Annotated in this window: 23 protein-coding genes; 11 read left to right on the forward strand and 12 right to left on the reverse strand. The window is 71.7% G+C overall.

Annotated elements, in window-relative coordinates; all coding sequences use genetic code 11:
• Nucleotides 1–74: 74 nt before the first annotated feature.
• The 3 genes from FHG10_RS09015 (at nt 75) to FHG10_RS09025 (ending at nt 3,575) form a co-directional block, all read left to right on the forward strand.
• Complete coding sequence (locus FHG10_RS09015) at nt 75–1,457, forward strand: multidrug effflux MFS transporter (protein ID WP_227488143.1); 1,383 nt, start codon at nt 75–77, stop codon at nt 1,455–1,457.
• Between the two features lie 127 nt (nt 1,458–1,584).
• A complete protein-coding gene (locus FHG10_RS09020) occupies nt 1,585–2,661 on the forward strand; it encodes a CPBP family intramembrane glutamic endopeptidase (protein ID WP_152352977.1) in 1,077 nt (358 codons plus the stop codon).
• Nucleotides 2,662–2,741: 80 nt separating this feature from the next.
• Entirely contained in the window at nt 2,742–3,575 is an 834-nt protein-coding gene (locus FHG10_RS09025; RefSeq protein WP_152352978.1) for a GH25 family lysozyme, read from the forward strand.
• Nucleotides 3,576–3,639: 64 nt separating this feature from the next.
• Here the strand turns inward: FHG10_RS09025 and FHG10_RS09030 are convergent, their stop codons facing one another.
• The 11 genes from FHG10_RS09030 to FHG10_RS09080 form a co-directional block, all read right to left on the reverse strand.
• A complete protein-coding gene (locus tag FHG10_RS09030) occupies nt 3,640–4,455 on the reverse strand; it encodes an endonuclease/exonuclease/phosphatase family protein (RefSeq protein WP_152352979.1) in 816 nt (271 codons plus the stop codon).
• A 146-nt stretch (nt 4,456–4,601) separates the two neighbouring features.
• The gene (locus FHG10_RS09035) at nt 4,602–5,201 is read right to left on the reverse strand and encodes a maltokinase N-terminal cap-like domain-containing protein (protein WP_152352980.1); all 600 of its coding nucleotides are present in this window, start codon (nt 5,199–5,201) and stop codon (nt 4,602–4,604) included.
• Nucleotides 5,202–6,188 carry a GNAT family N-acetyltransferase gene (locus FHG10_RS09040; RefSeq protein ID WP_152352981.1) on the reverse strand — a complete coding sequence of 329 codons (987 nt, stop codon included), beginning with the start codon at nt 6,186–6,188 and terminating at the stop codon, nt 5,202–5,204.
• Complete coding sequence (locus FHG10_RS09045; protein WP_152352982.1) at nt 6,185–6,490, reverse strand: hypothetical protein; 306 nt, start codon at nt 6,488–6,490, stop codon at nt 6,185–6,187. The genes FHG10_RS09040 and FHG10_RS09045 overlap by 4 nt, the downstream gene beginning before the upstream one ends.
• A gap of 52 nt (nt 6,491–6,542) precedes the next feature.
• Nucleotides 6,543–7,220 (reverse strand): HAD-IA family hydrolase, encoded by a 678-nt coding sequence (locus FHG10_RS09050; RefSeq protein ID WP_152352983.1) that lies wholly within the window; start codon nt 7,218–7,220, stop codon nt 6,543–6,545.
• A 29-nt stretch (nt 7,221–7,249) separates the two neighbouring features.
• Entirely contained in the window at nt 7,250–8,110 is an 861-nt protein-coding gene (locus tag FHG10_RS09055; protein ID WP_227488144.1) for an ABC transporter ATP-binding protein, read from the reverse strand.
• Between the two features lie 5 nt (nt 8,111–8,115).
• The gene (locus FHG10_RS09060; RefSeq protein WP_152352984.1) at nt 8,116–9,048 is read right to left on the reverse strand and encodes an ABC transporter ATP-binding protein; all 933 of its coding nucleotides are present in this window, start codon (nt 9,046–9,048) and stop codon (nt 8,116–8,118) included.
• On the reverse strand, nt 9,045–10,082 hold the full coding sequence (locus FHG10_RS09065) for an ABC transporter permease (RefSeq protein WP_152352985.1): 1,038 nt from the start codon (nt 10,080–10,082) through the stop codon (nt 9,045–9,047). Before FHG10_RS09065 ends, FHG10_RS09060 begins: the two co-directional genes overlap by 4 nt.
• A gap of 1 nt (nt 10,083) precedes the next feature.
• The gene (locus FHG10_RS09070) at nt 10,084–11,094 is read right to left on the reverse strand and encodes an ABC transporter permease (RefSeq protein ID WP_152352986.1); all 1,011 of its coding nucleotides are present in this window, start codon (nt 11,092–11,094) and stop codon (nt 10,084–10,086) included.
• A 9-nt stretch (nt 11,095–11,103) separates the two neighbouring features.
• Nucleotides 11,104–12,924, reverse strand: coding sequence for an ABC transporter substrate-binding protein (locus tag FHG10_RS09075; RefSeq protein WP_152352987.1), 1,821 nt, complete (start codon nt 12,922–12,924; stop codon nt 11,104–11,106).
• Nucleotides 12,925–13,129: 205 nt separating this feature from the next.
• Nucleotides 13,130–14,140: a LacI family DNA-binding transcriptional regulator gene (locus tag FHG10_RS09080; protein WP_152352988.1), complete on the reverse strand. Its 1,011-nt coding sequence runs from the start codon at nt 14,138–14,140 to the stop codon at nt 13,130–13,132.
• Between the two features lie 206 nt (nt 14,141–14,346).
• Between FHG10_RS09080 and FHG10_RS09085 the strand changes: the two genes are divergently transcribed.
• The 7 genes from FHG10_RS09085 (at nt 14,347) to FHG10_RS09115 (ending at nt 21,848) form a co-directional block, all read left to right on the forward strand.
• A complete protein-coding gene (locus FHG10_RS09085; protein ID WP_193636246.1) occupies nt 14,347–15,606 on the forward strand; it encodes an MFS transporter in 1,260 nt (419 codons plus the stop codon).
• Nucleotides 15,607–15,726: 120 nt separating this feature from the next.
• Nucleotides 15,727–16,677: a PAC2 family protein gene (locus FHG10_RS09090; protein ID WP_152352990.1), complete on the forward strand. Its 951-nt coding sequence runs from the start codon at nt 15,727–15,729 to the stop codon at nt 16,675–16,677.
• A 115-nt stretch (nt 16,678–16,792) separates the two neighbouring features.
• Entirely contained in the window at nt 16,793–17,530 is a 738-nt protein-coding gene (locus FHG10_RS09095; RefSeq protein WP_152352991.1) for a sugar phosphate isomerase/epimerase family protein, read from the forward strand.
• A gap of 122 nt (nt 17,531–17,652) precedes the next feature.
• On the forward strand, nt 17,653–18,774 hold the full coding sequence (locus tag FHG10_RS09100) for a Gfo/Idh/MocA family protein (RefSeq protein ID WP_152352992.1): 1,122 nt from the start codon (nt 17,653–17,655) through the stop codon (nt 18,772–18,774).
• An 87-nt stretch (nt 18,775–18,861) separates the two neighbouring features.
• On the forward strand, nt 18,862–20,028 hold the full coding sequence (locus tag FHG10_RS09105) for a Gfo/Idh/MocA family protein (RefSeq protein ID WP_152352993.1): 1,167 nt from the start codon (nt 18,862–18,864) through the stop codon (nt 20,026–20,028).
• 100 nt (nt 20,029–20,128) lie between these two features.
• Nucleotides 20,129–21,130 (forward strand): sugar phosphate isomerase/epimerase family protein, encoded by a 1,002-nt coding sequence (locus FHG10_RS09110; RefSeq protein ID WP_152352994.1) that lies wholly within the window; start codon nt 20,129–20,131, stop codon nt 21,128–21,130.
• 73 nt (nt 21,131–21,203) lie between these two features.
• Nucleotides 21,204–21,848 (forward strand): TIGR03085 family metal-binding protein, encoded by a 645-nt coding sequence (locus FHG10_RS09115; RefSeq protein ID WP_152352995.1) that lies wholly within the window; start codon nt 21,204–21,206, stop codon nt 21,846–21,848.
• 41 nt (nt 21,849–21,889) lie between these two features.
• Here FHG10_RS09115 and FHG10_RS09120 read toward each other — a convergent pair whose 3' ends face one another.
• Nucleotides 21,890–22,927 (reverse strand): methyltransferase, encoded by a 1,038-nt coding sequence (locus FHG10_RS09120; RefSeq protein WP_152352996.1) that lies wholly within the window; start codon nt 22,925–22,927, stop codon nt 21,890–21,892.
• A gap of 132 nt (nt 22,928–23,059) precedes the next feature.
• On the opposite strand from FHG10_RS09120, the gene FHG10_RS09125 reads away from it, so the two are divergent.
• On the forward strand, nt 23,060–23,851 hold the full coding sequence (locus tag FHG10_RS09125) for a ParA family protein (protein WP_152352997.1): 792 nt from the start codon (nt 23,060–23,062) through the stop codon (nt 23,849–23,851).
• The last annotated feature ends 22 nt before the right edge of the window (nt 23,852–23,873 follow it).

Consider the following 23,873-nt stretch of genomic DNA (forward strand, 5'->3'; position numbering starts at 1 on the left):
ACACTCCCACGTGGGATGAGCGGTCGCAGACTCCTTCCCCTCCCCGTCTCCGCATGCCCCTCGAAAGGCCCTCCGTGTCCTCGCGCCCCGGCGACCCCGAATTCACGTGCACCGCCACCGGCGGCCTGCCCACGCTCACCGGCGACGTGCCGACCATCACCGGCGCGGTCCCCACCATCACCTCCGGCATCCCCGTCCTCGAGGACGCGGCGGACCGCGAGCTCGCCCACCTGCCCAGCTCCCAGGAGCTCGCCGGGAGCCGCGGCCGCGTGACCGCGCTCGTGATCCTCGTGCTGACCACGCTGAGCGCCATCGGCCCCCTCGCGACCGACATGTACATCCCCGCCTTCCCCGAGGTCACGGGCGACCTGGGGACGACGGCCTCGCGGATGCAGCTGACGATCACCGCGTTCTTCCTGGGCACCGCGAGCGGGCAGATCATCGCCGGGCCGCTCTCGGACCGCGTGGGGCGGCGGATCCCCCTGCTCCTCGGCATCTCCCTGTGCCTGGCGGCGTCGATCGTCTGCGCGCTGGCCCCGAACGTCGGCGTGCTGCTGGCCTTCCGCGTGCTCCAGGGCTTCGGGGGCGGCTTCGGCATGGTGCTCGGGCGCGCGGTGCTCATCGACCTCACCGACGGGCCGGAGCTGTTCCGGGTCATGAACATCATGCAGGGCGTGGGCGGCATCGCCCCGATCGTCGCGCCGCTGCTGGGCGGGATCATCCTGCTGTTCGGGCAGTGGCGCGAGGTGTTCTGGGTGATCGCCGCGATGTCGCTGCTCTCGCTCGTGGGGACGCTGCTGCTGATCCCGGAGTCGCTCCCGGTCTCGCGGCGCCACAGCGGAGGGCTGCGGACCTTCGCACGGAACTGCGCGATGCTGCTGCGGCGACGTCAGTTCGTCGCCTACATGCTGGTCAACGCGTTCTCGGCGTTCGCGCTCATGGCCTACGTGTCCGCCTCCTCCTTCGTCGTGCAGAACATGCTGGGCTTCTCCTCGTCCGCGTACTCGGTGAGCTTCGCGATCAACTCGATGGGGATGATGGCCATGTCCTTCCTCTCGGCGCGCCTGACCCGCAGCATCCATCCGCGCCCTCTGATCCGGATCGGCCTCGGCGTGGTCGTGTGCGCGTCGTTCGCCCTGCTCATCGGCAGCCTCTTCCTCGACACGCCCGCATGGATCGTGCTCCCCGCGTTCTTCCTCACCGTCGCCCCGCAGGGCATGATCTTCGGCAACGGCGGCGCGCTCGCCTCCCGCGCCGCCCTCGAGGTCGCCGGCACGGGCTCGGCGATGCTGGGGCTGGGCTTCTCGATCGCCGCCTCCCTCGCCGCGCCCCTCGTGGGACTGGGCGGCACCGAGTCCTCCCTGCCGATGGCAGTCGTCATGGTGATCGGCTCGCTGATCTCCGTGACGTGCTTCGTGATCGCGGGACGGGGGAGCGGGCGCGGCCAGACGAGCTGAGTCGCCGCTCGGCCCAGGGGCCGTGCGACGAAAGTCGCGGCCGTGCCCCGGCACCGGTCGCGATCGGCCGACGTCCCCTGGCCGAGAGGCGGATGCCGCAGTGGCAGGGCTCCGCAAGGGTGGAGCCATGACCTCCTCCGATGCCCCGCAGACTCCTCCCTCGACGGACCGGACGCCCGGCCCGCCCGTCGGGCCGACCCCGCCCGCACCGCATGCAGAAGCCCGGGCGTCGGTGCTCCACGATCGGCCGTTCGGGGCGCATGTCCGCACGCGCTGGTGGGCGCCGATCGCCGTTCTGGTCGCGCTCATGGCGATCATGTTCTCTTCGCAGATCGCCGCCGGCATCCTCTGGCTGATCGCGACGATGGCCCTGCACGGGGCGGCGCCGGCGGGGAGCGGACTGTCCCCGTCCCTGATGCTGCTGACGAACCTCTGCCTCGCGCTGCTGATCCCCGTCTCGCTGCTCGCCCTGCGCTGGATCGCGGGCGTGCCGTGGCGGGCGGCCCTGGCCGTCGCGCGGCCCTTCTCCTGGGGGCGGGCGCTGCGCGGCGTCGTGATCGTGCTGCTCGTGATCGCCCTCGCCCTGGGCGCCGCCCTGCTCGCGAGCCCCGACCTGCGCGCCGAGAGCGCCGTGCAGGTCGGCGCCTCGACCCTGCCGCTGGTGCTCATCACCCTGCTGACCACGCCGCTGCAGGCGGCCGGCGAGGAGATCATGTTCCGGGGGACGCTGCTCCCGCTGCTGGGCTCCTGGATCCGACATCGCCCGCTGGGGGCGATCATCCTGGGCACCGCGCTGTCGACCGTGCTGTTCGGCCTGGTCCACGGCGCCACCGATCCCTGGCTCGCGCTCTACTACACGGGCTTCGGGCTGTGCGGGGCGCTGCTGGCGATCGCCACGGGAGGCATCGAGGCCTCCATCGCCTTCCACGTGGGCAACAACATGGTGTTCATGCTCTTCGCAGCGCTCACGGTGGGCGACGGCGGGATCGTCATCGACCGCTCCGCGGCGGGCGGCGCCGGCGGGCCATGGGTGCTCGGGATGCTGGGGCTCGACCTCCTCGTGGTCGCGGTCCTCGCGATGCTCGGTCGTCGTCGCACGCGGCGTGAACGGCGTGAACGGGCGGCCGAACAGCGCGTGACGGCGGCCCGGGATCGAGGTCCCGAGGTTCCGGCGAATCCGGCGACACGGGCGCCGGGGGAGTGACCTGGGACTCCAAGGCCGCTACGGTGACCGGGCGCGGCTCGCTCCGCAGTCGCGACTTCCCCCACCTCAGGAGCATCCCCGTGACCCGCTATCTTCCCCGGCACGCGCGTGCCGCCGGCGCCACAGGCCCCTCCCGTCCCCTCCCGACCTCCGACTCCCGGCACCCCGCCTCCCGCCGCGCCCTGCTGCGCGGGGGAGCGGTCGGCGTCTCCGCGCTGACCGTCGGCGGACTCGCGACAGCACCGGCGCTCGCCGCCTCGATCCCCGCCGGCATCCCCGGCCAGGACGTCTCCACCTACCAGGGCAGCGTCGACTGGAAGGCGCAGATGTCCAAGGGCTCGCGCTACGCCTTCATCAAGGCGACCGAGGGCAACACCTGGCACTCGAGCACCTTCAGCCAGCAGTACAGCTCGGCGACGAAGGCCGGGATCATCCGCGGCGCCTACCACTTCGCGCGCCCCGACTCCGGCGGTCCGGAGAAGCAGGTCGACGCCTTCCTGAACGGCGGCGGCGGCTGGTCGGCCGACGGTCGGACGCTGCCCGGCATGCTCGATCTCGAGTCCGTCTCCGGCGTGCCCGCGGACTTCGGGCTCAGCCAGAAGGAGCTGCAGACGTGGATCGCCGGCTTCATCTCGGCGTACAGGAGCGCCGTGGGCCGTCGGCCGATGATCTACACCAACGCCAACTGGTGGGACAAGTACGTCGGGGACTTCGCTCCCGCGCACACGCCCATGCAGATCGCGTACTACAGCTCGAAGAAGCCGACGAACCTGCCCGGCCGCTGGTGGGACTGGGACATGTGGCAGTTCTCCGACTCCGCGCCGTTCGCGGGCGACTCGAGCGTCTTCCAGGGCACGGAGAGCGCGTTCACCTCGTTCGTCTCCGACAAGGACTACGCGCCGCGCGGCATCTGACCGGAACCGCGCTCCGGGTGCCCGAGGGGTGCCCGATCCTGATCCGCCCAGGCGGCCGCGAGGCTCAGCCCAGGCGGATCAGCGCGTGCAGGGGAGCATGGTCCGAGGGCGCGGGCCGTCCGGCGGGGACTGCGCCGATGCCGATCTTCTCCGCGTGGACGTCCGGGGAGGCGAGCATCCAGTCGATCCGCTCCGCGCCCTCGACCGGAGGACCGTAGTCGGGGAAGGACCCCCACGCGGGCGTGATCCGGCGGTCTGCGGTCTCCCAGAGGTCGACGAGCGGGCCGCGGGCGACGAGCGCCTGCCACGCGGGGGAGAGCGCAGGGGAGTTGAAGTCCCCCGTCACCAGGATCGGCAGCTCGGCGAGCTCGGGGCTCGTCACGAGACCCGCCAGCAGCCCCGCACTGCGCACGCGCGCATGCTCCACCTCGTGGTCGAAATGCGTGTTGACGTGCGCGAACACGGTTCCTGTGACGGCGTCGCGGAAGCGCGCCCAGGTGAGGATCCGGGTGACCTGGTTGCCCCAGGTGCGCGAGCCGACGAGGCGCGGCGTGTCCGAGAGCCAGAGCTGGTCCCAGGCCTCGAGGTGCAGGCGCTCGGCATCGAAGAAGATCGCCGCGTGCTCTCCGGCGCTGCCGCCCTCGCGCCCGGAGCCGACCATCCGGTGGCCGGGCAGCGCGCGCCGGATCACGGGCAGCTGCGGGAAGGTCCCTTCCTGGATGCCCAGGAGCGTCGGCTGCTCGGTGCGCAGCAGTGCGTCCAGGAGCGGCGCGCGGTCCGGCCAGTGGTCGCTGTCGCCCGGACGCGTCTCGTCGGACGCCATGCGGATGTTGAAGGACATCAGATGCAGGTGCTTCGGGTCGGCCGGGCCGAACAGCATGCGGAGTCTCCTCGTCGAGGTCAGCGGGTTCTGCAGTGGGTTCCCGTGCACGGGCGTGCGGGAAAGCCTACGTGGCGAGCACTCTGCGCAACGCCGATAATGCACGTTATGTAAAGTAGAGCGGAAGAGCCGGGACGGGCCGCCGCTCAGTCGCCGTCGTACGCGGCGATCACCCCGCTGTCCTCTCCCCAGTCGGCGACGAGGCGGACCACGCCGTCGAGTCCGCCGATGCTCTGGGCGATCGTGAACGACGCGCCGTCGTCCTCGAGCTGCCCGAGGCGCGGCGCGTGCGCGCCCGCGTCGATCTCGAGCCGCAGCTCGACGGACTGGCTGCGACGCTCGACGAGTTGGTCGCCCTCGTAGACATCGAGCTCCGCCTGCTGCTGCTCGTCGCACAGCGCGCGCCAGAACGCGTCCAGCGCCACCTCGTCGTCGAGGGCGTCGTAGACGAAGCGCGTGCCGAGCACCGAGTGCTCCATGGTCGTCACGAGCTCGACGGGACCGGCGTCGGCGCCGTCACGGCCGGGCTCGATCGGCGCGCTGCGATACGTCAGCGGCAGGTGGTAGACCGTCTCCCCCGTGCGCACCAGATGGCACTCGATACCCACCTGACCTGCAGGATCATCGAAACGATAGGCGCCGATGACCGTGAGGTCGTCCGCTTCGAGCCAGCCGCGCGAGGCGAGCAGACCGCGCAGGATCTCGGGCTTCGTGGGCGCCAGCTGCGCCTTGTGGATGATCGCCATCTATACAGCCTCTTTCTGCAGATCTTTACTATACAGAGTGAATTGCTTGTCCCTCACGAAGCCGAGTCGCTCGTAGAGCCGCGTCGCTCCGGTGAGGCTCTCGCCGTCGACCTCGAGCTGGACCTCGTCGAACTCCCCCGACGCCGCGGCGAGGCGCAGGGTGCGGGCGAGCACGGCGGTGCCGATCCCGCGCCCGCGGGCCTCGGGCCGAGTGCCGACCAGCGCGATGTAGAGGCGGCGGTCCTCCCACACATCGGTCATCACATAGGCGAGGACGCGACCCGACCCGTCCACCGCGACCGAGGAGAACTCGGGGCGACGGGTCGAGGCGCTCCACAGGTGCGCCCAGCGCTCCGGGGACGACGGCGCCGATCCCCAGTGGTCGGCGAAGGCCGCGACATGCGCGGCGTGCACGGACTCGGAGTCCGCGTCACCGGGAGTGCGCAGATCGATGCCCGCGATCGGCGGCGCGGGCGGCGGCACCTGCTCCCCCGGCAGCTCGCGGAGCATCTCCAGGAAGGAGCGCACGGGCGCGAAACCGCGGGCGGTCAGCAGCGAGCGCACGTCCGCGCCCTCGAGCCCTCCGCCCACGTGCATGTGACCGGCTCGGCCCGGGTGCTCCGACGCCGCCAGGCGCTCGGCGATCTCCTGCTGGGCATCGAGGATCCGGCCGCCGATCCCCCGGCGCCGGCGGGAAGGATGCACCCCTCCCGGCAGACGGCACCGCGCACGTCCCTCGCGATCGGGCTGCGCCGCGACGTCGACGCAGCCGTAGCCGACCAGTCGGTCGCCTTCGCGCACGGCGATCGACTCGCGGGCCAGATCCGTGCCCGGAGTCCCGAGGAACTCGCGCGTCGACTCGAGGGAGATGATCTCGCCGGTGTCGTCGGCCTCGCCGATGTCATTCATCAGCGAGCACAGCTGCTCGGCGTCGTCGGGGCGCAGCGTGTCCCAGGTGAGGTGTGCGGGCCGGGAGGTCGCGGTCATGGATTCCTTCCGTTCTCGGAGTCGAGGATCCGCCGGAGCCGCGCGTGCTCCTCGGGGCCGATCTCGCCGAGCGCGAGGCGCCGGTCGAGGATCGCCCGGGGGTCCTCCGATGCGGGATCGCGCTCGGGAGCCCGGCTCCCGTGCTGCGGGGGCGACCACGGCTCCTGCGGCGGGGTCGACGGGGCGGAGCGGGAACGTCTCACGAGGACGAGCACGAGTGCGACGACGGCCGCGATCACCAGCAGGGGCAGGATCACGAAGACGACGAGGACGATGAGATGCCATGGCTTGATCGCGCCCACGGTGCGACTCCTCTCCCCCGGGTCGACGCCCGCTGCGGACGCCTCACCCAGCCTATCGGCGCGCGGTGAGCGGCGACACGTCGAGCAGCTGTGCGAGGCGGGTGATCCGCGGGGCGGAGCCCGCCGGCAGATGGATTCCCGGGGTCTCGAGGAGGACGGCGGGGACGCCGGCGGCGCGGGCGGCCTCGACGTCCGCGCTCCGGTCCCCCACCGCGAGCACCCGTGCGGGATCCAGGCGGTGGCGCGCGACGAGCGCCTGCAGCATCTGCGGGTCGGGCTTGCGGGCGAAGCCGTCGGGCGCGCACACGAGGTCCTCGACCTCGAGCCTCGCCGCGTCCAGGAGCATGCGTGCGCTGACCGCGTCGCGATGCGTGGCCACCAGGTTCGCTCCCCCGCCCTCCCGCACGGCATCCATGACCTCACGGGCACCGGGCATCGCGGGCGCGGGATGCTCGCGCCAGTGCTCTTTCACCTGGTCGTACGCCTCCTGGAGCTCACGGCGAGGCACGCCGTGGCGTGCGCTCAGCTCGTCGATCGCGCGGGCGCTCGAGATCCGCGTCAGCCGCGCGACCTCGGCGATCCGCCCCGGCGCGGGGCCCGACGGGTCGTCGCCGAAGACCGCGCGGGCGAGCGCCCGGTCCACGTCCGGGTAGGTGTCCAGGAGCGTCCCGCCGAGGTCCCAGATGATGCTCGCCCCGTCGCCGTCGCCGTCGCCTTCCCGATCCCGCATGCCCCGATGCTCCCACGCGCGCGGTCGGCTCAGGCGCTGCGCTTGAGGCTCCCCTTGAGGTCGGGGACGTCCGAGAGCAGTCTCTTGGTGTAGTCGCCATGGGGGTCGAAGATGACCTCCTCCGTGGTGCCGCGCTCGACCACCCGGCCGTGCTCCATCACCGCGACGCGATCCGCGAGGTAGCAGGCCTGACCGATGTCGTGGGTGATGAACAGGACCGTCAGGCCCAGATCGTGCTTGAGGTCGTGCAGCACGTTCAGGACGTTGACGCGCAGGGTGGCGTCCAGCATGCTCGTCGCCTCGTCGGCCAGCAGCACCGTCGGCTTCATCATCAGCGCGCGGGCGATCATCACGCGCTGGCGCTGGCCGCCGGAGAGCTGGTGCGGGAACTTCCCCATCGCCTCGTCGGGCGTGAGGTCGACGTACCCCAGGCACTGCTCGATGAGGTCGTCGGCCTCGTCCTTGGGGACCTCCGTCAGGTGCAGGCTGCGCCGCAGCAGCGAGCCGACGGTGAAGAACTGGTTGAAGGAGGCGAAGGGGTCCTGGAACACGGCCTGCACCTCGCGCCAGTACCCGCGCAGCTGACGACCGTGCAGTCGCGTGACGTCCTGATCGCGGAAGGTGATGCTGCCCGAGGTGACGGGCATCAGCCGCAGCAGCATGCGGGCGAGCGTCGACTTGCCCGACCCGGACTCCCCCACCACCGCGAGCACGCTGCCGGCGGGGAACTGCAGGGAGACGTCGTCGACCGCGACGACCTTCCCGCCCGCCACGCTGAACTCCTTGGTGACGTTCTCGCAGGCGAGCACCGCCTCCCCCGTCACCACGCTGTGGCTGAACATGTCATCGGTCCGGTCGCCGGTCGCCTCGGCCGTCGTGATCTGCTCCATGGCGCTCACTCCTCTCGCTCAGGGGTCGGGGCCGGCACCGCGGACGGCGTCGTCCCGCGCGCCCGGGCCTGGCCGCGCTGCCGGGTCTCCTCGGTCGGGTCGAGCACCGAGGAGAGCAGCTTCTTGGTGTAGGGGTGCTGCGGGTCGTGGACGAGCTGCTCCGTCGGCCCGGTCTCGACGATCCGTCCCGCGTTCATGATCGCGAGCCTGTCCGAGACCTGGGAGAGCACCGGGAGGTCGTGCGTCACGAAGACGACCCCGGACATGATGCCCTCCTCGACCATCGCGAGCAGCATCTCCACGAGCATGCGCTGGCTGGAGACGTCGAGTGCGGAGGTCGGCTCGTCGGCGATCAGCAGGCGCGGGTTCAGCAGCGTCGAGATCACGGTGATCACGCGCTGCTTCATGCCGCCGGAGAGCTGATGGGCGTAGGAGTCGAGCACCCGCACGGGCAGCTCGAGCATCTTCAGCCTGTCGCGCGCGAGGTCGAGCGCCTGGTCCTTGGTGACCGACCGGTCGTGCGCGCGCATCACGTCGTGCACGAGCGAGCGGATCCGCACCGTCGGGCTGATGGCGTTCATCGCGCCCTGCGGGAGCATCGAGACGGTGCCGCCGCGGTAGGGCCGCTGGCGCTTGACGTCGGCCGCGCCGTGGACGGTGGTGAGGTCGATGTCCTGACCGTCGATCTCGAGCCTCCCGCCGAGGACGTACAGCGGTGGGGTCGCGATCATCGCGAGCGAGTTGCCGAGAGTCGTCTTCCCGCAGCCGGACTCCCCGGCCAGACCCAGGATCTGCCCCTCCCCCAGCTCGAGGGAGACGGCGTCCACGGCGGTGAAGTCCTTCTCGCCGCCTCCGTAGACGGCGGTGACGTCGACGGCGCGGGCGAGCATCCCCTCGCGGCGGGAGGGGGTCTGGGGAGCCGGTGCGGCGAGGCTCATGCCACGCCTCCTTCCTGGACGCCGCGGCCGGCGGCCGGGACAGCCGCGCTCGCGGGATCCTGTGCGTCGTCCCCGCCCTGCTCGCTGCGCGAGGCGGCGAGCGCACGGGCGTCCTCGGCACGGCGGGCGGCGGACTGCTTCATCTGCCGACGCTTGCCGCGTCGCAGGCGCGGGTTGAAGACCTCGTCGAGGCTCGCCTGCAGCAGGAGGAAGCCGAAGGACACGAGCGTGAGGATGATGGTCGGCGGCAGGAACGCCCACCAGGCGCCGCTCGCGACGGCCTGGAAGGCCAGCGCCCAGTGCAGCTGAGTGCCCAGGGAGTTCGCACCGGAAGGTCCGAGCCCCAGCATCGACAGCGCGGCCTCGGCGAGGATCGCGCCGGAGACCTGCAGCACGAAGGCCATCACCGTGTACGACAGGATGTAGGGCAGCACGTCCCGCAGCAGGATCGAGGGCAGTCGCGAGCCGGAGAGCCGGGCGACGTCGATGTGCTCACGGGTCGCGACGCTGCTGGCCTGCGCGCGCACAGCGCGCGCCGTCCAGGGCCACGAGGTGATGCCGATGACGATCGCGAGCGACCAGATGGTGCTCTGGGGCAGCGAGATCGAGATCAGGATCAGCACGATGATCGAAGGGATCGCGAGCACCACGTTGGTGACGCCCATCAGCAGCTCCTCGAGCCAGCCGCCCACGAAGCCGGAGACCAGCCCGACGGCCACGCCGATCGTGGTGGCGACCACGCCGGCCACGAGCCCGATGATCAGCGAGGTGCGGGTGCCCGCCATGAGCACGGAGACCACGTCGTGCCCGAAGTTGTCGGTGCCGAAGAGCAGCCCGTTGCCGGGCGGGTCGTAGAGGGACCCGACCTTCTCGCCCGGGCCCGTCGGGTAGACCCAGCCGGCCATGCCCAGGACCACCACGAAGGCGACCAGGACCAGGGCGATCCAGAACCGGGTGGAGAGGTTGATGCTGCGGAACGGGTTGGACCGCGGTGCGGCCTTCTCGTCGGTGAGGGGAGCGTTCGGAGCGGACATGTCACTTCTCCCCTGTGGCCGCCGCGCGGATGCGCGGGTCGACGATGCCGTAGACGATCTCGACGCAGAAGTTCGCCACCAGCACGGCGACCGTGATGATCAGGGTGATCGCCTGGATCACCGGGTAGTCGTTGTTGGAGATCGCCGTGAACAGCAGCGTCCCCACGCCCGGATAGTTGAAGACCAGCTCGGTGATCAGGGCGCCGCCCACGAGCGTGCCGATCGACAGGGCGAGACCCGTGATCTGCGGGAGCATCGCGTTGCGGAAGATGTACTGGGTGATCTTGTTGTCGCCGATGCCCATCGCACGGGCGTAGTTCACGTAGTCCCCGCCCAGCTCGTAGATCGCCATCGAGCGCATGCCCACCGCCTGCCCGCCGATGAAGACGACGACGAGCGAGAGGAACGGGAGCCAGTAGTAGCTGAGGGCGTCCATGAGGAAGGACGGACTGAGCGAGGGCGTCTCGCCGAGCGAGTACGCGCCGCCCACGGGAAACACGCCCGCGACCACGGCGAGGCCGTAGAGCAGCAGGATCGACAGGCAGTAGTAGGGCATGGCCGAGAGGAACAGCGAGGAGGTGAACACGCTGCGGTCCCAGTTGCCGCCGCGGAAGGCCGCGACGGCGCCGACCAGGTTGCCCAGCAGCCAGCCGATGATGATCGCGGGCAGCTGCACGGCGATCGACCAGGGCAGGGCGTCGCCGATCAGCGTGTTCACCGAGGTCGGGTACGAGCCGAAGGACGTGCCCAGGTCCCCCGTGAACACCTTGCCGAGGTAGGTGAGGAACTGCTGCCACAGGGGCTGGTCCAGACCGAACTCGGCGACGAAGCTGTCGTAGATCTGCTTCTGCTGATCACCCGTGATGGAGCCGCCGCGGGTGAGGTTGGAGACGATGACGTCGACGGGGTTGCCCGGGACGAGCCGGGGCAGCAGGAAGTTCAGGGACACTGCTGCCACCAGCGCGACCAGGTACCACATCGTCTTGCGCGCGATGTAGCGTCCGAGCTTCACGGCGGTGCCTCAGCCGCCGATCTTCTGGATCTTGAAGATCCACTGGTTGCCGGCGCCGCGGAACATCGGCGGGGCGTAGTCGTTCTTCTCGGTGGGCCAGTTCGACCAGTTGCTCGCGTTGAACTCGAAGAACTCGTCGGGCCGGTACATGAGCGGGAACGCCGGGACCTCCTTGCGGAAGAGGTCGTCGAGGGCCGTCAGAGCCTTCTTCTTGGAGTCGTCGTCCGCGGCTGCGGCGGCGGCCTCGAGCAGGTCGTTGACCTCGTCGTTCTCCCAGCGACCATAGTTGCGGTAGGCGGTCTTCCCGAGCGCGACCATCTCGACGTTGCTCATCACGTCGCTGAACCGCTGCCAGGGCGTGGCCGGATTCGAGCCCGCCACGGACCAGCAGGCGAGATCGAAGTCGCCGTTCTGGATGGAGGTCGTCACCTGCGCCTGCTGCGGGAAGTTCGTGGCCGCGGAGATGCCGACGGCCGTGAAGCTCTTGGCCACGATCTCGAGCGCCGCGTTCCAGTCGGTCCATCCCTGCGGGGTGATGAGCTTCCAGGGACCCAGCTTCACGCCGTCCTTGGCGAAGATGCCGTCCGAGCCCTTCGCGTAGCCGGCATCGGTGAGGATCTGCTCGGCCTTCTTCGGGTCGTAGCTCCAGCCGTCGGCCTTCGCCTTGTCCTTGTCCAGCCACTGGTCCTCGGCGCCGCCGGGGACGATGAGCGAGGCCAGCACGTCCGCCGAGTAGCCCGACATGGCGGTCTCGGCGATGGAGGCGTAGTCCACGGCATGGGCCATGGCGCGGCGCACCTCGGGATCCTTGAGGCCGTCCTTGGTGGTGTTGATGACGAACATCGGCATCGACCCGGGCACGAAGTAGGGCTCCTCCTGGAGGTAGGTGCCCACGGGCTTGCCGGAGTCCCACATCTTCGAGATCTGCGGGATGAACTGCTGCATCACATCGAGCTCGCCGTTCTGGAACTTCAGGTTGCCGTCCTCGTTGGACTTGAAGATCGGGTGGATGACCTTCGTCGGCGCGGGCAGGCCGCCGTAGAAGTCCTTGCCCCAGTACTTCTCGTTGCGCGCGAGGATGATCTGGGTCTGGTCGGCCTTCTCGAGGGTGTACGGACCCGTGCCCATGCACTCCTTGGTCTCCCAGGAGGCGAGCTTGTTGCCGGTCTCCTTCGCGGCCTTCTCGAAGACGGCCTTGGGCACGACGAACTGCTGGGCGAGGGTCGCCAGCACCATTCCCACGTTCTTGCGGTCCTTGTTGATCGCGATGCTGATCGTGCTGCCGTCGGCGGTCACCTCGTCGACCTCGACCCAGAAGGAGGCGACGCCCAGGCTCTCGTCGATCTTGCCGAGCTCGAAGGTGTACAGGACATCGTCCGCCGTGAACTCGGTGCCATCGTGCCAGGTGATGCCGTCCTGGAGGGTGAGTGTGATCGAGGACGTGCCATCGACCTCGTACTTCGCGGCGAGACCCGGCAGCAGGTCGCCGGACACGATGTCGTAGCGCAGCAGGGTCTCGTAGACGTACTGGGCCACGTTGTTCGAGGCGGGCCATGCGGGAGCCGCGGCGAAGGTGTTGAAGTTCGTGGGCGGGCTCCACTGGAAGCCGGCGATGAACAGCTGGTCCGCGGCGTCGCCGCTGCGGCCCTTGCCGGCCATGCCGTTGTTGCCGACCCCCACGAGCTCGTCGGAGCCGCCGCCGGAGCCGCCGCTGCTCTTGCCGCCGCACGCGGCCAGGGCGAGGGCGCCGCCCGCGGCCCCGGAGGCGGCGAGGAAGCCGCGACGGGTCGAGCCGGAAAGGGTGCGCTGGGATGAATCGAGGTGGGACATGGTGACCGTGGCCTCTCAAGGATCGGCCCCGCCGTTGGAGCCGCGGATCCGCCTTGATCCGATGGCTCCAGAATCTAGGCCGTGCCGTCGGTCACCGCACCGAATCCGGGGTCACGAACTAATAACGATCGCAACCGGTTTCCGTGACCTGCGCGACTCTGCGCGTTCGGCCGCTTGCGAGCGCACGGGCGCTCAGTCGATCGGCTCAGCTGCTTCCTCGCTCGACGACCGCTCCCGGATCCGCGACGACGACGCCCGCCGGGCCCTGCTCGGCGAGCTCCACGAGCAGGCGCGCCAGCTGCCTGCCGTTCTCGCCCACGTCCCTCCCGAGAGCCGTGAGCGGCGGATCGGTGACCGTGCACAGGATCGAGTCCTCGAGCGCGGTGACCGCGAGATCGCGCGGCACGGCGAGTTCGGCCCCGCGGAGCTGGGCGAGCAGCTGCGCGGCCAGCAGCTCGTTGTCCACGATCACGGCGCGACACCCCTCGTCCTCGTGCAGGGCGAGGATCTCGCGCCCCCAGCGCGCGACGGATGCGCGCCGATAGTCCGAGGTGAGCACGCTCGCCCCTATCCCCCGGGCCGTGCAGATCTCCTCGAAGGCGCGACGGCGCCGGGCCACGTGCAGGAACTCCGGCGGGCCCGCGATGTAGGCGATGTGCTCATGGCCTCCCCCGGCACGGGAGGCGAGGTGCTCGAGCATCGTGCGCATCCGCTCCTCCTCGTCCACGAGCAGCATGGCGATGCCCGCGCCCAGGTCCTCGCAGGCCATCGCGGCGGTCGGCACTCCCGCGGCCGCGACGACCGGGATCCGGGGGTCGTCCACGCGCGCGTCCATGAGCACGATCCCGTCCACACGCCGCTCGGCCGCCCAGCGCTCGAGCAGCGCAGCCTCGGCGACCACGTCGGGCACGATCTGCATGAGGAGCGCCCGGTCGGTGTGGGAGAGCTCCTCCTCCATCCCGGCGACGAAGGCCATGAAGAAGTTCTCCGCGCCCACGGTCTCACTCGAGCGCGCGATCGCGAGGCCGAACACTCCGGTCGCCGAGCGCGAGAGCGCCCGCGCGGCGTACGACGGCTTCCACCCCAGATCCTCCGCGGCGGCGACCACGCGCTCCCGGGTGGCCGCGGATACCCCCGACCGGCCGTTGAGCGCCTTGGAGGCCGTCCCCTTGGAGACTCCCGCCTCCCGCGCCACATCGCTCAGCGTCGAGCTCATCGAGATCGCCTCCTCCCCGTCCCCTCGTCCGCGGCGCCGAGGGGGCACCGCTCGGGGGTTACCGTATGCGCTCGCGCGCCGGGAAGGGGTGCGGATCCCTCAGGAGACCGGGGCCCCGGCCATCGGGGCACCGCCGACGGGGGCACCGCCGGTGCCCCCGTCGGACGGGACTCGCTCCGCGCGGGGCACTCCGTATCGTTCGGAGAGTGCCCCGCCTTCTGATCCCCGCCTCCGCCCTCGTCGGCGGACTGCAGCTCGCCCTGCTGAACCCCGTGATCGCGCTCCTGCTCGCCGCGCTGTTCGACGCGGACCCCGGGCAGGTGGGCCTCGTGCTCGCGATCATGAACGCGAGCGGCTTCCTCGCCGCGCTCGTGATCCCCGCCTGGGCGGATCGTCGGCGCGACTACGCGGGCCCGATGATCCTGTGCGCGGCGCTCACGCTCGCCACCGTGCTCAGCCTCGCCGCGACCACGAGCCTCACCGTGGCGGGCATCGTGCTCGTGGTGCTCGCCGGACCCGCCGGCGTGTGGTCGGGGATGCTCTTCGCGCTGCAGCGCTCCGAGGGCTCGAGCGCCGAGCAGGTGGTGCGCACCCGTGCCGTGTTCTCGGTGGCATGGGTCGCCGGTCCGCCGCTCGCGACGGGTGTGATGACGGGCTTCGGCGATCGGGCGGTGCTGCTGCTGATCGCCGCCGTCGCGCTGGGATCGCTCGCCCTCAGCGTCGCGATCCGACGGAGCGTGATGCGCGGGTCCGCACGCAGGGACCCGACGGCGAGCGACGACACGCAGTCCGATGACGCGCGGACCGGCAGGCCGGGCGGTGACGCCGCGGCCGACGCCGGGATCGACGCCGGTGCCGGGGCCGGGGCCGGGGCCGGGCACGGCGCGGCGAGCACCTCCACCGGGCGCCTCGAGATCGTGGTCGTGGTCCTCGCGATCACCGCCCTGCAGGCGGGGAACGCCGGATCCGTCACCGCGATGCCCCTGCTCGTGACGGAGCACCTGCGCCTGCCGACGGTCTGGGCCGGCGTCGCGCTCGGCGTCTGCGCGGCCCTCGAGGCCCCGGCCCTCCTGCTGCTCGGTCGCCTCACGCGCACCGTCCGGGCGACCACCCTCCTGGCATCCGGCGCCCTGCTCGCCTCCCTCTACTACGCTCTCGTGCCTCTGCTCGCGTCGCCCGTGGCCCTCGTGGCGCTGCAGATCCCCAATGCGCTGGGGATCGCGGCGCTCACCGGCGTCGGACTCGCGTGGATGCAGGAAGCGATCGACCGGCCCGGCCTCGCCTCGGGCGTCTACCTCAACTCGCGTCGCGCGGGCGCGATCCTCACCGGTCCCCTGCTCGCCCTGGCCGCGCTCGGCGCGAGCGGGTACGGCCTGACGTTCTGGGCCTTCGCACTGCTCGCGGCGCTCGCCGCGCTCGCGATCAGGCTCGTGGGCGGCCGCGAGGAGGCGCCGTCGGCCCGATGACTCCCGTCTCACACCCTGCGCGCCCCGGGACCGGAATACCGGGTCCGCCCGTGACGTTGACCCGGACATCCGCATCGACCGCGTCGGCATCGACCGAGCGGCAGGACCAGGAGGCGCACCATGGACCCGACAGCACTGTTCAGCTACGAACGCCATGTCGACTCGCGCGCGCTGCGCGGCCGCACGCTCGTGGTCACCCTCGGCGCCTTCGGCGACGCCGGCCACGCCCAGCGGCTGGTCGACGACCAACTGCTGAACACCCTGGAGAACAGGGTGGTCGGCCGCCTCGACATGGACCAGGTCCACGACTACACGGGCCGCCGCCCCTCGATCACGCTCGAGCGCGACGAGTTCGCCGAGTACGAGAGGCCGGAGATCCTGCTGCACGAGGTCACGGACCCCAGTGGCGAGACGTTCTTCCTGCTCACCGGGCCCGAGCCGTCGTTCCAGTGGGAGCGGGTCGCCTCCTCCCTGCGGATCGTCGTCGAGCAGCTCGGCGTCGAGCGCACCCTGGTCGCCCAGAGCTTCCCCGCACCCGTGCCCCATACCCGCGCCCTGCAGGTCAGCCGCTTCGCCGGTGACCGCGCCGACATCGCCCGCCCGCATCCCGTGCCCGCGACCTTCCGCCTGCGCGCCCCGTTCACGGCGCTGCTGACGATGCGCCTGCACGAGGCGGGGCACACGGTCGTCGGGATCGCCGTGCAGGTCCCCCAGTACCTGCACGAGCTCGAGTACCCCGATGCCGCGATCTCCCTGCTGCGCGCCGTCGGCGAGGAGGGCGGGCCGCTGCTGCCGGCCGGCGCCCTCGAGCCCATGGCCGAGAGCGTGCGCGAGTCGATCGCCCAGCAGGTCGAGGCCTCCCCGCAGCTCCAGGAGATGGTCTCCTCCCTCGAGGAGAACGTGGACCGCATGGGGATCTCGGGAGCGCTGGACGACACCGACGTCCCCGACGCCGAGGAGATCGCCGCCGAGGTCGAGAAGTTCCTGCAGCGGCTCGACGGCGAGGGCGACGACGCCACCGACGAGGGGCCCGCGGACGGCGACGCCGGGCACGACGCGCCCGAGTCCTGAGGGACCGCGGGCCGAGCGCCCGTTGTGGCGCGCGCCCTCGACCTCGTAGGCTGGTGACGCGGCGCACAGGAAACCGGTTGCTGCCGCGTCACCGCACCGCGTCGAAGGAGCCCCCGTGCAGATCTCCGTCCAGCTCTACAGCGTGCGCGAGGCCCTCGCCGCCGATCCGGCCGGCACGCTCGCCCGTCTCCGCGACCTGGGCCTGACCCGTGTCGAGCCCTTCGGCCTCGCCGAGCACGCGGACATGCTGCGGGAGCATCTCGGAGCCCTGGGCCTCAGCGCGCCCACGACGCACGCCGATGTCCTCGGCGCCGAGGACCAGCGGGCGCTGTTCGCGACCGCGGCCGAGCTCGGCATCGGCACCGTCATCCAGCCGCACCGCGATCCCGCGCTGTGGACGCAGGAGGCCGACATCCGGCGCACGGCCGAGCTGCTCGACGCCGCCGCCGAGGTCGGGCGCTCCGAGGGCGTGGCCGTCGGCTATCACAACCACGGCTTCGAGGCCGAACCCGTCTTCGCGGGCCGCACGGGCCTCGAGGTCCTCGACGAGGCGCTCGGCGCGGACGTCGTCCTCGAGGTCGACACGTACTGGGCGGCCGTCGGCGGATCGGATCCCGTCGCGCTGCTCGCCGCGCTCGGCGACCGCGTGCGCGCCGTCCACCTCAAGGACGGCCCGCGCGACGGGCGCAAGGACGCCCAGCAGCCGCTGGGCGGCGGCGAGATCGACGTCGACGCGATCATCGCCGCCTCGCAGGAGGCCGGGCACCTGGGCGTCATCGAGTTCGACGACTACGCGGGCGACATCTTCGAGGGCATCGCCGCCTCGCTCGCGCATCTGGACGAAGGGCGCTGAGCCTGCCCGCAGCCCTCGCAGGGCCCGCAGCAGCTTCAGCACCCGCAGCACCCGCAGCACCCACAGGCCTTACCACCCATCAGCACGGCCGACCGGCCGGCAGAACCGAGGAGAGAACGAGCATGAGCGGAAACGGACGCGTCGGAGTCGGGATCATCGGAGCGGGCACCATCTCCGCCCAGTACCTCGAGCACCTGGGATCCTTCCCCGACCTGGACGTGCGGGCGATCGGGGACATCGTCCCCGAGGCCGCCGCGCAGCGCGCCGAGGAGTTCGGCGTCCCCGCCTTCGGCGGACCCGACGTCGTCCTGGACGATACGGAGATCGAGATCGTCGTGAACCTGACGATCCCCGCCGCCCACTTCGAGGTCTCCGAGCAGATCCTCGCCGCCGGCAAGCACGTGTGGAGCGAGAAGCCCCTGACCACCGACCGGCAGAGCGCCGCCGCACTGCTCGCGAGCGCGCAGGAGAAGGGGCTGCGCGTGGGCGGCGCGCCGGACACGGTGCTCGGCGCCGGCATCCAGTCGACCCTGCGGCAGATCGCCGACGGCGCGATCGGCGAGCCCCGCTTCGGCCTCGCGCTCTTCCGGGTGCCCGGCCCCGAGTCCTGGCACCCGAACCCCGCCTTCCTCTTCGCCCTCGGCGCGGGCCCGCTGTTCGACATCGGCCCCTACTACCTCACCTCCCTCGTGCTCGCCCAAGGCCCCGTCGCCTCGGTGACGGCCGTCGGCACGCAGGCCGTCACCGCCCGCACCATCGGCTCGGGCCCGAAGGCCGGCCAGGACTTCCCCGTCGAGGTCCCCACGCAGGTCAGTGCCCTTCTCTCCTTCGAGAACGGGACCACTGCCACCGTCATGCTCACCTTCGACTCGGGCGCCGCCTACCCGGCCGAGCTCGACCTCACGGGCTCGCTCGGGACCATCGCCGCTCCCGACCCGAACGTCTTCGACGGCGCGAGCATGCTCTCGCTGCGCGAGGAGGCGGGCGCGGGCGGCGACACCTGGCAGCCGCGCGCCGAGAGCGGCCCGGCCACCGGGCGGGGCCTCGGCACCCTCGAGATGGCGCGCGCGATCCGCGCGGGCGTCCCCCACCGCCTCACCGGCGAGCTCGCCGCGCACGTGCTGGACGTGATGGTGTCGATCGACGAGGCCGTGGCCACGGCGCAGCCCGTCGCCGTCGCCTCCACCACCGTCGTCCCCGACCCGCTGCCCGCCGACTTCGACCCGAGCGCGTCCACGCTCTGAGCGGACCCGGGAAGGTCGCTGCAGAGCACGCCTGGGCACGGCTGGGCACGGCAGCGCAACGACGAGCATCAGCGGAGGAGAGCACGCATGACCACCCCTGACCAGCAACCTCGAGAGGGCGAGGAGCGCCCGCTGGGCATCGCCCTCATCGGCTACGAGTTCATGGGACGCGCCCACTCGCAGGCCTGGCGCACCCTGGGGGCCGCCTTCGACGGCCCTCCCGTCGCCCGCCGGGTGATCGTGGGGCGCGACGAGCAGAAGGTCTCCGAGGCGGCGCGCCGCCTGGACTGGGAGGAGCACGAGACCGACTGGCGGCGCGCGATCGCGCGGGACGACATCGACATCGTCGACATCTGCACGCCCGGTTTCCTGCACGCCGAGATCGCGATCGCCGCGCTCGAGGCGGGCAAGCACGTGCTCTGCGAGAAGCCCATCGCGAACGACACCGCCGAGGCCGAGCGGATGGTCGCCGCGGCCGACGCCGCCCAGCAGCGCGGCCAGGTCGCGGCGCTCGGCCACACCTACCGCCGGGTGGCCGCTCTCGCACAGGCGCGCCGACTCGTCGCGGACGGGCGCCTGGGCAGGATCCTGCAGGCCCGCGCGAGCTACCTGCAGGACTGGCTCGTGGACGAGAGCGCCCCGATGAGCTGGCGGCTGCGCCGCGACACGGCCGGGTCGGGGGCCCTCGGGGACATCGGCTCCCACGCGATCGACCAGATCCAGTTCCTCACCGGGCTGCGCGCGACCTCGGTGCGGGGTCGCCTCACCACCGCGGTCCCCGAGCGGCCCGGGGAGGGCGGAGCCCTCGAACCGGTGACGGTCGACGACGCGGCATGGGCGACCCTCGAGCTCGAGGGCGGGGCGATCGCCTCGATCGAGGCCAGCCGCCTCGCGACCGGCCGCAAGAACGAGCTGGTCGTGGAGCTCTTCGGGACCGAGGGTGCGCTGCGCTTCGACCTCGAGGTGCTCAACGAGCTCTGGTTCCTGGATCGGACCGTCCCCGTCGCCGAGCAGGGCTTCACGCGCATCCTCGTCACCGAGCCCGAGCACCCCTACCTCGAGGGCTGGTGGCCGCAGGGACACGCGCTGGGCTGGGAGAACGCCTTCACCAACCAGGCGCACGACCTGCTGGTCGCGATCACCGGCGGCGAACCCTTCTCCCCCGACTTCGCCGAGGGCCTCGCCCTGCAGCGCGTGCTCGACGCCGTCATCGCCTCCGACGCGGCCGACGGGGCGAGCACGCCCGTCGGCTGAACCCCGTCAGCTGATGCCGCTCGGTCGAGCATGATCGGCCCGCGGCACGACCTCTCCATCCACCGAAGTACGCACCGTCCGATCCGAAGGAGCATCAGACATGCCTCAGCCGCACACCCTGTTCACCGGCCAGTGGGTCGACCTCACGCTCGAGGAGGTCGCGCGACTCGCCTCGGGCTGGGGCTACGACGGCCTGGAGATCGCGATCTCCGGCGAGCACCTCGACGCCTCCCGATGGGACGACGAGGAGTACATCGCCGAGCGCAGGGAGATCCTCGACCGCTACGGCCTGAAGGTCTGGACGATCTCCCACCACCTGGTGGGACAGGCGGTCTGCGACGACCCGATCGACTTCCGCCACCAGGGGATCGTGCCCTCGCGCGTGTGGGGCGACGGCGAGCCCGAGGGCGTGCGCCAGCGCGCCGCCGAGGACATGAAGGACGCCGCGCGCCTCGCCCGGGCGCTCGGCGCGAGAACGGTGACGGGCTTCACCGGCTCGAGCATCTGGAAGTACGTGGCGATGTTCCCGCCGGTCGGCGCGGACGTCATCGAGAAGGGCTACGAGGACTTCGCCGAGCGCTGGAACCCGATCCTCGACGTCTTCGAGGAGTGCGGTGTGCGCTTCGCCCTCGAGGTCCACCCCTCCGAGATCGCCTACGACCACTGGACCACGCAGCGCACCCTCGAGGCGATCGGCCGCAGGGAGTCCTTCGGCCTGAACTGGGACCCCTCGCACATGATGTGGCAGGAGATCGATCCGGTCTCCTTCATCACCGATTTCGGTGACCGGATCTACCACGCGCACTGCAAGGACGTGCGCGTGCGCATCACCGGGCGCAACACCCGGCTGTCCTCCCATCTGCCCTGGGGCGACCCGCGCCGCGGCTGGGACTTCGTCTCCTTCGGGCGCGGAGACGTGCCCTTCGACGCGTGCCTGCGGGCGCTGCGGTCGGTCGGCTACGACGGGCCGCTCTCGGTCGAGTGGGAGGACGCGGGCATGGACCGCCTGCACGGCGCCGCCGAGGCCATCGAGCACCTGAAGTCACTGGACTACCCGGTCTCCGACGCCGCCTTCGACGCCGCCTTCAGCAACCAGGAGTGAGGCCCCGCGCGGGATCGGCGGACACACAGGGAGCACCCGGCGTCCGCCGATCCGCCGCGCCTATCATGGCGCCATGTCCCCCCACTCCGAGCCCCTGGCCCGCCACGAGCGCGCAGCCCTGGCCGACGACCTCGTGTCCTTCGGGCCCGACGCCCCCACCGTGATCGACGAGTGGGACGCGTCCGCGCTCCTCGAGCACCTGATCCTGCGCGAGCAGCGCCAGGACCTCATGATCGGACCCAAGCTCCCCGTCGGCCCGATCGCGGACCGCTCGTACGCCGCCCTGCGCCGGCTCCAGGAGCGCACCTGGTCCGATCGCGTCGAGATGCTGCGCAGCGGTCCGCCGCGCTTCTCCCCGTTCCGCCTCGTCGATTCGCTCGCCAACACGGTCGAGTACCTCGTCCATCACGAGGACCTGCTGCGCGCGCGTCCCGGGTGGGAGCCGCGGGCGCTCTCCGCGGCCCATGACCAGGAGCTGTGGACGCACCTGAAGCGCATGGCGCGCCCGCTCGTGCGCACCGACGTCGACGTCACCCTGGTCTCCCCGCTCGGCGGCGCGCGCGTGCCCTCGAAGGATCCCATCGGTTCCGTGCGCGTGCACGGGAACCCGACCGAGCTGACGCTGTGGGCCTTCGGCCGCGATCGCGTCTCACGGGTGCGCCTCGAGGGCGACCCCGAGGCACTGCTCGTGCTCCGTCGCGGCGACCGCGGGTTCTGAGCCGGGCTCGGGCCCCTCGGGGCCGTGCGCGCCCGCGCGGCTCAGCCCCGTGCGAGCAGGAACAGTCGGGGATGGTGTCCCTTCTGGAAGAACCGGTGCTCGTCCACGAGGTGCCAGTCCGCGCGTCCTTCGAGGGCCGCGTGCATGCGCCGGATCTCGTGGGTGAGGATCCCGAGGCGCGCCCGGGGCGCCGCGAGCTCCGCGGCCCGTGACATGAGGTCCCCGAGCAGCTGCTCGTTGCTCTCGTGCTCCCCGTGCAGGGTGCCCCAGGGCGGGTTCGTCACGAGGCGCGTGAAGCCGCCCTCGAGGGGCGTCTCGAGGACGTCCCCGTGCACCCAGTCGATGCGGCCGCGGCGCCTCGCCGCCCGCTGATGACCGCGCGCGAGCTCGAGCGCCTGCGCGGAGAGGTCGACGCCCACGGCCCGGCGGGGCACGGGCCCGTGCAGCTGCTCGATGAGGAACGTGCCGGAGCCGCAGGTCATGTCCAGCAGTTCGTCCTGAGGGCCGACCTCGAGCAGGTCGAGGCAGCTCGCGGCGATCGTCGCGTTCACGGCGCCGGGATAGTCGCCCGTGCGCCAGGCCCGGGTGGAGAGCGGTCGCGGGGTGAGGCGCACGAGCAGCTCCCACTCCCCCGCCGTCGGCGCCCGGCGGACCCGGATCACGAGGTCGCCGTCGTCCGCGACGGGGAGCCCTGCGCGCTCGGCGATCGCTGCGGACAGGCGCCGCATGTCGGGGCTGTCGGCGCCGGCCGCGCGCAGACGCAGCGCACCGAAGCGCTGGCGCGGCTTCGCGCGGCGCACCTGCTCGATCAGCTCGCCGATGCGCTGCTGTGCGGAGGTCTCCAGGAGCTCGCGCGGTCGCCGTGCGGGCACGGAGAGCACCGCGGAGGCGGCGACGACCCGGCGCCATGATCGTGCGAGGGGGATCGCAGCCGTCAGATCCGGGACCGCGACCCGGAGCTCCGTCGGCTCCTCGGAGACCACGGAGCCGACCTTCTCCGCCTCGCTGCGGGCGAACTGTCCGCACCCCTCGAGGACCTCGAGGACCAGCTCTGCGGGGTCCGGGCGATCGGCTGTCATGGGCCCCTCCTGGTGCGGGTGAGACGGTGTGGGCGGCGCGGCGTGGTGACGGGCGGCCACTCACGGTAACCCGAGGCACATCGTCGGTGCGCCGGTGCGGGCCGAGCGGCCCGGGATCGGTAGACTCGCCGTGTGTTCACTGTGAGCGTCTGTTCCCTCAAGGGTGGCGTCGGCAAGACGTCCGTGACCCTGGGCCTCGCGTCCGCGGCCCTCCATCAGGGGGTGAACGCGCTCGTCATCGACCTGGACCCGCAGGCGGACGCGACCCTGGGCCTGCTCGGCGAGCCGGGCACCACCACCGACGTCGCCGAGGTGCTGTCCTCGCCGCGCACCGAGACCGTGGACCGCGCGATCATCCCGGCCCCGTGGTCGAAGGACTCCTCCTCGCACCTGGACATCATCCCCGGCAGCCACCGCTCGGTGCTCGTCGACTCCCCCGCCCCCAAGGGCCGGGAGGTGCGGCGCCTGCGCGACGCCCTGGACCGCCGCACCCACCGCTACGACCTCGTCATCGTGGACTGCCCGCCCTCCCTCAACGGGCTCACGCAGATGGCTCTGTCCGCCTCCGACCGCTCGCTCGTGGTCTGCGAGCCGGGCTTCTTCGCGGTCACCGCGGCCGACCGTGCGCTCAAGCTCGCCCAGGAGATGCGCGAGGGGGATCTCGCGCCGCGCCTGCAGCCGCTGGGCCTCGTCGTGAACCGCTATCGCCCGCGCTCCGTCGAGCACCAGTACCGCCTGGCGGAGCTGCGCGAGCTGTTCGGAGACCTCGTGCTCGACCCCATCATCGAGGAGCGCGTGGGCCTGCAGCAGGCACAGGGCGGCGCGGTCCCCCTGCACGAGTACCACGGCGCGAGCGGCGCGCGGCTCACCGAGGATTTCGACGCCCTGCTGAAGCGCGTCATGGATTCCCGCCAGGACAGCTGAGCAGCGCCTCCCGGCGCGCGAT

Origin of the sequence: Brachybacterium subflavum (assembly GCF_009299795.1) — a bacterium.
GTDB lineage: Bacteria > Actinomycetota > Actinomycetes > Actinomycetales > Dermabacteraceae > Brachybacterium > Brachybacterium subflavum.